21 protein-coding genes and 1 pseudogene are annotated in these 10,055 nt (G+C 62.3%); all 22 read right to left on the reverse strand.

Going from position 1 to position 10,055, the window contains the following annotated elements; all coding sequences use genetic code 11:
• Positions 1-147 precede the first annotated feature (147 nt).
• Positions 148-621, reverse strand: a complete 474-nt coding sequence (gene rplO / locus FJ938_RS23330) for a 50S ribosomal protein L15 (protein WP_140697819.1) — start codon at positions 619-621, stop codon at positions 148-150.
• Between the two features lie 22 nt (positions 622-643).
• Positions 644-841 (reverse strand): 50S ribosomal protein L30, encoded by a 198-nt coding sequence (gene rpmD / locus FJ938_RS23335; RefSeq protein ID WP_140697822.1) that lies wholly within the window; start codon positions 839-841, stop codon positions 644-646.
• Between the two features lie 24 nt (positions 842-865).
• Positions 866-1,435 carry a 30S ribosomal protein S5 gene (gene rpsE / locus FJ938_RS23340; RefSeq protein ID WP_027046810.1) on the reverse strand — a complete coding sequence of 190 codons (570 nt, stop codon included), beginning with the start codon at positions 1,433-1,435 and terminating at the stop codon, positions 866-868.
• A gap of 81 nt (positions 1,436-1,516) precedes the next feature.
• The gene (gene rplR, locus FJ938_RS23345; protein ID WP_140611533.1) at positions 1,517-1,876 is read right to left on the reverse strand and encodes a 50S ribosomal protein L18; all 360 of its coding nucleotides are present in this window, start codon (positions 1,874-1,876) and stop codon (positions 1,517-1,519) included.
• Between the two features lie 141 nt (positions 1,877-2,017).
• Entirely contained in the window at positions 2,018-2,551 is a 534-nt protein-coding gene (rplF, locus tag FJ938_RS23350; protein ID WP_010909283.1) for a 50S ribosomal protein L6, read from the reverse strand.
• 88 nt (positions 2,552-2,639) lie between these two features.
• Entirely contained in the window at positions 2,640-3,038 is a 399-nt protein-coding gene (rpsH, locus tag FJ938_RS23355; RefSeq protein ID WP_006205453.1) for a 30S ribosomal protein S8, read from the reverse strand.
• A 12-nt stretch (positions 3,039-3,050) separates the two neighbouring features.
• Complete coding sequence (gene rpsN, locus FJ938_RS23360) at positions 3,051-3,356, reverse strand: 30S ribosomal protein S14 (RefSeq protein ID WP_010909282.1); 306 nt, start codon at positions 3,354-3,356, stop codon at positions 3,051-3,053.
• A gap of 27 nt (positions 3,357-3,383) precedes the next feature.
• Positions 3,384-3,962, reverse strand: a complete 579-nt coding sequence (gene rplE / locus FJ938_RS23365; protein WP_140611531.1) for a 50S ribosomal protein L5 — start codon at positions 3,960-3,962, stop codon at positions 3,384-3,386.
• Entirely contained in the window at positions 3,955-4,269 is a 315-nt protein-coding gene (gene rplX / locus FJ938_RS23370; protein WP_140611529.1) for a 50S ribosomal protein L24, read from the reverse strand. The genes rplE and rplX overlap by 8 nt, the downstream gene beginning before the upstream one ends.
• A 12-nt stretch (positions 4,270-4,281) precedes the next feature.
• Complete coding sequence (rplN, locus tag FJ938_RS23375; RefSeq protein WP_006205457.1) at positions 4,282-4,650, reverse strand: 50S ribosomal protein L14; 369 nt, start codon at positions 4,648-4,650, stop codon at positions 4,282-4,284.
• Positions 4,651-4,734: 84 nt separating this feature from the next.
• Complete coding sequence (rpsQ, locus tag FJ938_RS23380; RefSeq protein ID WP_010909280.1) at positions 4,735-4,974, reverse strand: 30S ribosomal protein S17; 240 nt, start codon at positions 4,972-4,974, stop codon at positions 4,735-4,737.
• Positions 4,975-4,985: 11 nt separating this feature from the next.
• Entirely contained in the window at positions 4,986-5,186 is a 201-nt protein-coding gene (gene rpmC / locus FJ938_RS23385) for a 50S ribosomal protein L29 (protein ID WP_006205459.1), read from the reverse strand.
• Between the two features lie 13 nt (positions 5,187-5,199).
• Positions 5,200-5,613, reverse strand: coding sequence for a 50S ribosomal protein L16 (gene rplP / locus FJ938_RS23390; protein WP_010909279.1), 414 nt, complete (start codon positions 5,611-5,613; stop codon positions 5,200-5,202).
• A gap of 27 nt (positions 5,614-5,640) precedes the next feature.
• The gene (rpsC, locus tag FJ938_RS23395) at positions 5,641-6,369 is read right to left on the reverse strand and encodes a 30S ribosomal protein S3 (protein WP_140611528.1); all 729 of its coding nucleotides are present in this window, start codon (positions 6,367-6,369) and stop codon (positions 5,641-5,643) included.
• Positions 6,369-6,758, reverse strand: a complete 390-nt coding sequence (gene rplV / locus FJ938_RS23400; protein ID WP_140697825.1) for a 50S ribosomal protein L22 — start codon at positions 6,756-6,758, stop codon at positions 6,369-6,371. Before rplV ends, rpsC begins: the two co-directional genes overlap by 1 nt.
• Positions 6,759-6,760: 2 nt before the next feature.
• Positions 6,761-7,039 (reverse strand): 30S ribosomal protein S19, encoded by a 279-nt coding sequence (rpsS, locus tag FJ938_RS23405; protein WP_006205463.1) that lies wholly within the window; start codon positions 7,037-7,039, stop codon positions 6,761-6,763.
• A 16-nt stretch (positions 7,040-7,055) separates the two neighbouring features.
• Positions 7,056-7,889, reverse strand: coding sequence for a 50S ribosomal protein L2 (gene rplB, locus FJ938_RS23410; RefSeq protein ID WP_140697827.1), 834 nt, complete (start codon positions 7,887-7,889; stop codon positions 7,056-7,058).
• A gap of 22 nt (positions 7,890-7,911) precedes the next feature.
• Positions 7,912-8,205, reverse strand: coding sequence for a 50S ribosomal protein L23 (locus FJ938_RS23415; RefSeq protein ID WP_006205465.1), 294 nt, complete (start codon positions 8,203-8,205; stop codon positions 7,912-7,914).
• Positions 8,202-8,822: a 50S ribosomal protein L4 gene (rplD, locus tag FJ938_RS23420; protein ID WP_140697830.1), complete on the reverse strand. Its 621-nt coding sequence runs from the start codon at positions 8,820-8,822 to the stop codon at positions 8,202-8,204. Before rplD ends, FJ938_RS23415 begins: the two co-directional genes overlap by 4 nt.
• Positions 8,822-9,535, reverse strand: a complete 714-nt coding sequence (gene rplC, locus FJ938_RS23425; protein ID WP_140697832.1) for a 50S ribosomal protein L3 — start codon at positions 9,533-9,535, stop codon at positions 8,822-8,824. The genes rplD and rplC overlap by 1 nt, the downstream gene beginning before the upstream one ends.
• Positions 9,536-9,596: 61 nt before the next feature.
• Complete coding sequence (gene rpsJ / locus FJ938_RS23430; protein ID WP_006205468.1) at positions 9,597-9,905, reverse strand: 30S ribosomal protein S10; 309 nt, start codon at positions 9,903-9,905, stop codon at positions 9,597-9,599.
• A gap of 69 nt (positions 9,906-9,974) precedes the next feature.
• Positions 9,975-10,055: pseudogene (locus FJ938_RS23435) on the reverse strand (elongation factor Tu); the annotation flags it as partial.

A 10,055-nucleotide genomic window follows, 5' to 3' on the forward strand; every position in this document is an offset into this window, starting at 1 on the left:
GGCGCGTTTCACCGAAGCTCACGAGATAAGCTCCGGGCTGTAAACATGCAAGCGGCCGCGTTGACGCGGCCGCCTAATTGAGCAGATCAAAGCGCAATCGTGAGTAAAAACAAATCCCACTCTTGCCGATCGCGCTTCAAATTGCCGTTACTCGGCAGCTGCCTTTTCGGGCAACTTGACCGAACCGCCGGCCCTCTCGATCTTCTCGATCGCGGCCTTGGAGGCACCGGCGACGTCGAAGGTCAGCTTGGCTTTGAGTTCGCCATCCGACAGCACGCGCACGCCGTCCTTGACGCGGCGGATGACACCGGCGGCGACAAGCGCCTCGGCCGTCACGGTTGCCTTGGCATCAAGCTTCTTGGCATCGACGGCTTCCTGGATGCGGGCCAGCGAAACGACAACGAAGCTCTTGGCGAAGATGTTGTTGAAGCCACGCTTCGGCAGGCGCCGATAGAGCGGCATCTGGCCACCCTCGAAGCCGTTGACGGCGACGCCGGAGCGCGCCTTCTGGCCCTTGACGCCGCGACCGGCGGTCTTACCCGAGCCGGAACCGATGCCCCGGCCGAGACGCTTCTTGGAATGCGTCGCGCCGTCCTTGTCACGCAGATCGTTGAGTTTCATCTTACTTCTCCTGCGCTTTGGGTCAGCCCTCGTCCACAACGCGGACGAGATGATGAACGGCAGCGATCATGCCGCGCACGGAAGGCGTATCTTCCAGCGTGCGCTGCTTGTGCATCTTGTTGAGGCCGAGGCCGACCAGCGTCGCGCGCTGTTCCTTCGGACGGCGGATCGGCGAACCGATCTGCTCAACGGTGATGGTCTTGGTTGCTTTCTTGGCCATGGTCAAAATCCCTGGTCAGATCGACTATTCTTCAGCCGCGACGGCGGTGCCGCGGCGGGCCTGAAGGGTCGAATACTTGATGCCGCGCGCGGCAGCCACATCCTTGGGATGCATCTGGCTCTTCAGCGCGTCGAAGGTGGCGCGAACCATGTTGTACGGGTTCGACGAACCCATCGACTTGGCGACCACGTCATGCATGCCGAGCGTCTCAAAGACGGCGCGCATCGGGCCGCCGGCGATGATGCCGGTACCCTGCTTGGCGGCGCGCAACAGCACGCGTCCGGCGCCCCAACGTCCCTCGACGTCGTGGTGCAGCGTGCGGCCCGAGCGCAGCGGCACGAAGATCATGTCGCGCTTTGCCGACTCGGTTGCCTTGCGGATCGCTTCCGGCACTTCGCGCGCCTTGCCATGACCGAAGCCGACGCGGCCCTTCTGGTCGCCGACGACGACGAGTGCGGCGAAGCCGAAGCGGCGGCCACCCTTGACGACCTTGGCGACGCGGTTGATGTGGACCAGCTTGTCCACCATGCCGTCGTCACGCTCTTCGCGCTCACGCTCGCGGCCGCGGCCGCCTTCCCTACGTTCCTGTGCCATATCCTGTTCCTTGTTCTTTTCCGGAAGCACGGGTTGCTGATTGCCGGTGCCGCTTTGGGTCGCCGACGGTGAAAGTCATTCTCAGAAGCTCAGGCCCCCTTCGCGAGCAGCTTCGGCCAGCGCCTTGACGCGACCGTGATAGATATACGGGCCACGGTCGAAGACGACTTCCTTGACGCCGGCCTTGGTGGCGCGCTCGGCGATCAGCTTGCCGATCGCGGCGGCGGCAGCGGTATCGGCCCCGGTCTTGAGCGAACCCTTGAGATCCTTCTCCAGCGTCGAGGCAGCGGCGATGGTGTGGCCCTTGGCGTCGTCGATGACCTGCACGTAGATATTCTTCGAGGTGCGGTGAACCGACAGACGCGGACGCTCGCCGGCGACTTTCCTGATCTGACGGCGCACGCGCTGTGCGCGGCGCTGTGTGGCTTCCTTGCTACCCATAATGGTCTTCCTTGCCTTCAAAAATCGGGGGCCGCCATATGCGGTAGGCGAAACCGCCTCCCGCGACCGCTCCCCGCGGCGTTACACTTCTTTGGCTTGGTCTTTTCCGAAAAGTCTGCAACTTTTCGGGGGCCAAGCCCACTACTTCTTCTTGCCTTCCTTGCGGACGATCTTCTCGCCAGCGTAGCGGACACCCTTGCCCTTGTAAGGCTCGGGACCACGGTACTCGCGGATCTCCGCGGCGACCTGGCCGACCTGCTGCTTGTCGATGCCGGTCACGGTGATTTCCGTCGGCTTCGGCACGGCGATCGTGACACCAGCCGGCGTCTCATAGACGACGTCGTGGCTGAAGCCAAGGGCGAGTTGCAGGTTCTTGCCCTGCATGGCGGCGCGATAGCCGACGCCGGTGATCTCGAGCTTCTTTTCGAAGCCGTCCTTGACGCCATGCAGGATGTTGACGATCTGCGTGCGCGACATGCCCCACTTGGAGCGGGCCGTCTTGGTCTGGTCGCGCGGCTGGACAGCGATCTCGCTGCCTTCCATCTTGACCAGGACTTCGTCGTTCACCACGAACTTCAGCTCGCCCTTGGGGCCCTTCGCCGTCACGGTCTGGCCGTTGACGGTCGCGGTCACGCCCTGCGGCAGCGAAACGGGTTTCTTTCCAATACGAGACATTTTGTTGTCCTCGTCACTTCTCTTGTTTCAGGTCTCTGTCTTCGGAACGATCCGAAGACCGGATTCCACTTTGCGGTCAGCTGCCAGATCAGAAGATCTGGCAGAGGATCTCGCCACCGACGTTCTGTTCGCGTGCTTCGTGGTCGGCCATCACGCCCTTCGGTGTCGAAAGGATGGCGATGCCGAGGCCGTTGGCGACGTGCGGGATCGACTTGGCCGAGACGTAAACGCGGCGGCCCGGCTTCGAGACGCGGGCGATTTCGCGCACGACCGGCGCACCGTCGAAATACTTCAGCTCGATTTCGATTTCGGACTTGCCGTTGTCGAAGTCGGTCTGGCTGTAGTCGCGGATATAGCCTTCAGCCTTCAGCACGTCGAGGACGCGGGTGCGCAGACGCGAGGCCGGGGTCGAGACACTCGACTTCTTGCGGCCGTAGGCGTTGCGGATGCGGGTCAGCATATCGCCGAGAGGATCGCTCAATGACATGTTATGTCCTCCTTACCAGCTCGACTTGACCAGGCCCGGGATCTGGCCGTTATTGCCGAGATCACGAAGCGCGATGCGCGATACTTTGAGCTTGCGATAGTAGGCACGCGGACGGCCGGTGACTTCGCAGCGGTTGCGGATGCGGATCTTGGCCGAGTTGCGCGGCAGGGCAGCAAGCTTGAGCTGAGCGCGGAAGCGCTCCTCCATCGGCTTGGACTGATCCATGATGATCGCCTTCAGCGCAGCGCGCTTGGGACCGTACTGGTCGGCAAGCTTGCGGCGCCTGTTGTTCTTCTCGACTGAGCTGGTCTTTGCCATTTCAGATTTTTCCTTTTCTCGCTGCCGTTACTGGCGGAAGGGGAAGTTGAAGGCCTTGAGCAATGCCCTGGCTTCGTCGTCCGTCTTCGCAGTCGTACAAACGATGACGTCCATGCCCCAGATCTGATCGACCTTGTCGTAGTTGATCTCCGGGAACACGATGTGCTCCTTGATGCCCATGGCGTAGTTGCCACGGCCATCGAAGCTCTTGGGGTTCAGTCCGCGGAAGTCGCGGACGCGCGGCAGCGCGATGTTCACGAGGCGGTCGAGGAACTCGTACATACGTTCCTTGCGCAGCGTGACCTTGGCGCCGATCGGCATGTTCTCGCGGACCTTGAAGCCAGCGATGGAATTGCGGGCGCGGGTGACGACGGCCTTCTGGCCGGCGATCATTGCCAGGTCTTCGGCCGCGACCGAAGGCTTCTTGGAATCGGCGGTCGCTTCGCCGACGCCCATGTTCAGCACGATCTTGTCGAGGCGCGGAACCTGCATGTCGTTGTCGTAGCCGAACTGCTCCTGCAGCGCCTTGCGGATGGTCTCGTTGTAGACCTGCTTCAGGCGCGGCGTGTTGGCGGCAGTCGCCTGCTTGGTTTGAGACTTAGCCATTGATGACTTCTCCCGAGCGCTTGGCGACGCGCACTTTCTTGCCGTCCTTCTGGAAGGTGAAACCAACGCGGGTCGGCTTGCCATCCTTGGGGTCGGCCAGCGCGATGTTCGACAGATTGATCGGCGCTTCCTTGGTGATGATCCCGCCCTCTTGGGACTGGGTCTGCTTCTGGTGACGACGGATCATGTTGACGCCGCGCACCAGCGCGGTGTCATCCTTCGGCTGAACCGAGAGGACTTCGCCCGAACGGCCCTTGTCCTTACCGGCAAGCACGACGACCTTGTCGCCTTTTCTGATCTTTTGCATTGGTCCGGCTCCTTACAGCACTTCAGGCGCGAGCGAGATGATCTTCATGTGGTTCTTGGCGCGGAGTTCGCGCGGAACCGGTCCGAAGATACGCGTGCCGATCGGCTCTTTCTTGTTGTCGACGAGAACGGCCGCGTTCTTGTCGAAACGGATCACGCTGCCGTCCGGGCGGCGGATGTCCTTGGCCGTGCGAACCACGACCGCCTTCATCACATCGCCCTTCTTAACGCGGCCGCGCGGAATGGCTTCCTTGATCGACACCACGATGATGTCGCCCACAGAAGCGTATTTCCGCTTCGAGCCGCCCAGCACCTTGATGCACATGACACGACGCGCGCCGGAATTATCCGCGACGTCGAGGTTTGTTTGCATCTGAATCATGACTGGCCGCCTTCTTCTTTTCTAACGGGACGGGCTCGAAGCCCCTCCCCGGTCTGTCCAAAATTCGTTGTTTACGCCCAGAGGTCAGGCTTGGTCCGAAGACACGACGATCCAGCGCTTGTCCTTGGAAATCGGCTTCGATTCCTGGATGAACACCTGATCACCAACCTTATGGGCGTTGTTCTCGTCGTGCGCCTTGTACTTCTTGGTCATGCGCACGGTCTTCTTCATCACGGGATGCGTGAAGCGCCGTTCGACCTTGACGACAACCGTCTTCTCGTTCTTGTCGCTGACGACGGTGCCCTGCAGAATGCGCTTTGGCATGGTTTTCGTCCTTAAGCCTTCTTGGCCGCGGACTTTTCCGCAGCGATGGTCTTGATACGCGCAATGTCCTTGCGGACCTGCCTCACGCGCGCGGTCTTCTCGAGCTGGCCGGTGGCCTTCTGGAAGCGCAGGTTGAACTGCTCCTTCTTCAGGCTGGCCAGGTCGTCGGTCAGCTGGTCCTGGGTCTTGGTCCGGATGTCTTCGGCTTTCATGATCAGCCCGTCCTTATTCTGCGATGCGCTGTACGAAGCGCGTCCTGACCGAGAGCTTGGCCGCGCCGAGACGCAGCGCCTCACGGGCGGTTTCTTCACTGACGCCGTCGATCTCGAACATGATGCGGCCCGGCTTGACGCGCGCCGCCCAATAGTCGACCGCGCCCTTGCCCTTGCCCATGCGGACTTCGGTCGGCTTCGACGTGACCGGCAGATCCGGGAAAATACGGATCCAGACGCGGCCAGCACGCTTCATTTCGCGAGTGATCGCGCGGCGGGCCGCCTCGATCTCACGCGCGGTGACGCGGTTCGGCTCAAGCGCCTTCAGCCCGAAACCACCGAAATCCAGATTGGTGCCGCCCTTTGCGGTACCATGGATGCGGCCCTTGAACTGCTTGCGGAACTTTGTGCGCTTTGGCTGCAGCATCGTTCTAACTCCAAATTCCTAAATGTCTCAGGCGTTCTCGCGACGACGACCGCGTTCGCGCTCGCCACCACCGCCGCCATGCGAATGATCACCCTCGGTGGCGCGACGCTCCGAAGCCATCGGGTCGTGCTCGAGGATCTCGCCCTTGAACACCCAGACCTTGACGCCGCAGATGCCGTAAGCCGTATTCGCCTCGGCCGTGCCGTAGTCGACATCGGCGCGCAGCGTGTGCAGCGGCACGCGGCCTTCGCGGTACCATTCCATGCGCGCGATTTCGGCGCCGCCGAGACGGCCCGAGCAGTTGATGCGGATGCCTTCGGCACCGAGACGCATCGCCGACTGCACGGCGCGCTTCATGGCGCGGCGGAACGCGATGCGGCGCTCGAGCTGCTGGGCGATCGACTGGGCGACCAGGGTCGCATCGATTTCCGGCTTGCGCACCTCGACGATGTTGAGGTGCGTCTCGGACTTCGTCATCTCCATCAGCTTCTTGCGAAGCTTTTCGATGTCGGCGCCCTTCTTGCCGATGATCAGGCCCGGGCGCGCGGCATGGATGGTGACGCGGCACTTCTTGTGCGGGCGCTCGATCACGACCTTCGAGATCGCGGCCTGCTTGAGTTCCTTCTCAAGATACTTGCGGATCTTGATGTCCTCATGCAGCAGCTTGCCGTACTCGCCGGTGTTCGCGAACCAGCGCGAATCCCAGGTGCGGTTGATGCCGAGGCGAAGACCGATCGGATTGACTTTCTGGCCCATTATGCGGCCTCCCCTTTTTCTTCGACTTCACGAACGACGATCGTGAGGTGCGAGAACGGCTTCTCGATACGGCTGGCGCGACCGCGGCCACGAGCGTGGAACCGCTTCATGACGATCGACCTGCCGACATAGGCTTCCGCCACGATCAGCGCATCGACGTCGAGGTCGTGGTTGTTTTCCGCGTTGGCGATCGCCGACTCCAAGGTCTTCTTGACCGTGCCGGAAATCCGCTTGGCCGAGAATTCCAGGTCGGAAAGCGCTGTCGCGACCTTCTTGCCGCGGATCAGCGCGGCAACCAGGTTCAGCTTCTGCGGGCTGATACGGATCGTGCGCAGAACGGCGCGCGCTTCGTTGTCAGCAAGACTGCGCGGAGCTTTGGCCTTGCCCATGATTATTTCCTCTTCGCCTTCTTATCCGCGCCGTGACCGTAGTAGGTCCGCGTCGGAGCGAATTCACCGAACTTGTGACCGACCATGTCCTCGTTCACGGAGACGGGAACATGCTTCTGGCCGTTGTAGACACCGAAGGTGAAGCCGACGAACTGCGGCAGGATGGTGGAGCGACGGCTCCACATCTTGATCACCTCATTGCGACCACCTTCACGAACCTTGTCCACCTTCTTGAGAAGGTAGCCGTCGATGAAGGGGCCTTTCCAAATAGAACGAGTCACTTGGCGTTACCTCTTCTTAGCTCTTGCGCTGATGGCGCGAGCGCAGGATGAACTTGTCGGTCGCCTTGTTGGACCGCGTCTTCTTGCCCTTGGTCGGCTTGCCCCACGGGGAAACCGGATGGCGACCCCCGGAGGTGCGGCCTTCGCCGCCGCCGTGCGGGTGGTCAACCGGGTTCATGGTCACGCCGCGATTGTGCGGACGCTTGCCGCGCCAAACCGTGCGACCGGCCTTGCCGTCGTTGATGTTGCCGTGGTCGGGGTTCGACACGGCACCGACGGTGGCCATGCAGGAGCCGTGAACGACACGCTGCTCGCCCGAGTTGAGGCGCAGGATCGCCATGCCCTGGTCGCGGCCGACGAGCTGGGCGTAACCGCCAGCCGAACGGGCAACCTGGCCACCCTTGCCCGGCTTCAGCTCGATGTTGTGGACGATCGTGCCGACCGGCATCGCGGCTAACGGCATCGCATTGCCCGGCTTCACGTCGACCGCTTCGCCAGCCACGATCTTGTCGCCGGCGGCAAGGCGCTGCGGGGCGATGATGTAGGACAGCTCGCCATCGTCATACTTGATCAGTGCGATGAAGGCGGTGCGGTTCGGATCGTATTCAATGCGCTCGACCGTGCCGACGACGTCGAACTTGCGGCGCTTGAAGTCGATGATGCGGTACGAACGCTTGTGACCACCACCGATGAAACGGGCGGTGATGCGGCCGTAGTTGTTGCGGCCGCCCGACTTGGTCAGGCCTTCGGTCAGACCCTTGACGGGTTTGCCCTTGTAGAGGCCCGAGCGGTCGACGATGACCAGCTGGCGGGTGCTCGGCGTTACCGGGTTGAATTTTTTCAGTGCCATGTTCTTGTCCTCGCGGCCTTGCTCAGAGACCCGTCGCGACGTCGATCGACTGGCCGTCGGCCAGCGTCACAACCGCCTTCTTGACGTCGCTCTGGCGGCCGATCGTGCCGCGGAAGCGCTTGATCTTGCCCTTGCGGACAAGCGTGTTCACGGCCATCACCTTGACGCCGAACAGCGCTTCGACGGCGGCCTTGATTTCCGGCTTCGACGCCTTCTTGGCGACGTTGAAGACGACCTGGTTCTGCTCGGAAGCCATGGTCGACTTTTCGGTGATCGCCGGGCTGACGATCACGTCGTAGTGACGAAGGTCGGTCATTTAAAGCGCTCCTCGAGAGCCTCGACGGCGGCCTTCGAAAGGACCAGCGTGCCGCGGCGCAGAATGTCGTAGACGTTGATGCCCTGGATGGGCAGCACGTCGATGTTGGGGATGTTGGTCGCGGCCAGCTTGAAGTTCTGGTCAAGCTCGGCGCCACCAATCACCAGGGCGTTGGTCAGGCCCAGCGTCGCGAAATTCGCGACCAGTGCCTTGGTCTTGGCCTCGGTCAGCTTCAGCTCGTCGATGACGATGATCGAAGCGCTCTTGGCCTTGGCCGAGAGGGCGTGCTTGAGGCCAAGCGCGCGAACCTTCTTCGGCAAATCGTGCTCGTGGCTGCGAACGACCGGGCCGTGGGCCTTGCCGCCGCCGCGGAACTGCGGAGCGCGTGCGGAGTGGTGACGGGCGCGGCCCGTACCCTTCTGCTTGTACATCTTGGCGCCGGTGCGCGCGATTTCGGCGCGACCCTTGGCCTTGTGCGTGCCCTGCTGCTTCTTGGCAAGCTGCCAGCGCACGACGCGCTGCAGGATGTCCTCGCGCGGATCAAGGCCGAAAATCTCCTCGGAGAGTTCCACCTTGCCGGCGTCCTTGCCGCCAAGCGTTGTGATCTTGAGATCCATTATTCCGCTCCCTCTGTGGCCGGAGCCTCATTCTTCGTGGCGACGCGGATCGCGGCAGGCTTCGGCGCATTGGCCGGAAGCGCAACCTTGGCAGCGTCGCGAACCAGGATCCAGGCACCCTTGGTGCCGGGAACCGCGCCGCGGATCAGGATCAGGCCGCGATCAGCATCGGTCGAAACGATCTCGACGTTCTGCGTGGTGACGCGGGTGTCGCCCATGTGGCCGGCCATCTTCTTGCCCTTGAACACCTTGCCGGGGTCCTGGCGCTGGCCGGTCGAGCCGTGCGTACGGTGCGAGACCGAGTTACCGTGGGTCGCGCGGCCACCACCCATGTGGTGACGCTTGATGACGCCCTGAAAACCCTTGCCGATCGTCGTGCCGGTGACGTCGACCTTCTGGCCGGCGACAAAGTGCTCGACCGTGATCTCGGCGCCGACATCGATCATGTTGTCGGCGGAGACGCGGAACTCGGCGAGCTTCGCCTTCGGCTCGACGGAAGCGGTCGCGAAATGGCCGCGCATCGCCTTCGACGTGTTCTTCACCTTGGCAAAGCCAACGCCGAGCTGAACGGCGGTGTAGCCATTCTTCTCCTGCGTGCGCTGTGCCACGACCTGGCAGTTCTCCATCTGGAGAACGGTGACGGGAACATGTTCCCCGGCATCGTTATAGATGCGGGTCATTCCCACCTTCTTTGCAATCACACCTGAACGCATCGGTTCAATTCCTTTAGAGTTCCGGGCCAGGGGCACCGCCCCTTACCGCGCTCTCATTCCCTTAGAGCTTGATCTCGACGTCGACGCCGGCGGCCAGATCGAGCTTCATCAAAGCATCGACGGTCTGCGGGGTCGGATCGACGATGTCGAGCAGACGCTTGTGCGTGCGCATCTCGAACTGCTCGCGGCTCTTCTTGTCGACGTGGGGCGACCGGTTCACCGTGAATTTTTCGATCCGCGTCGGCAGCGGAATGGGGCCGCGTACGTTGGCGCCGGTGCGCTTGGCCGTCGACACGATTTCGCGCGTCGAGGCGTCGAGCACCCGGTGGTCAAACGCCTTCAGGCGGATGCGGATATTCTGTCCGTTCATGCGTCACTTCCTTGTTCTGGCGCGGCGCGGGCAACTACCGCGCCCGCGACAGATCGGTTTAAGTCCAAATTACTCTTTGATGGTGACGACGATGCCGGCACCGACGGTGCGGCCGCCTTCACGGATGGCGAAGCGCAGCTTCTCTTCCAT

The organism is Mesorhizobium sp. B2-4-14, from assembly GCF_006442155.1.
GTDB lineage: Bacteria > Pseudomonadota > Alphaproteobacteria > Rhizobiales > Rhizobiaceae > Mesorhizobium.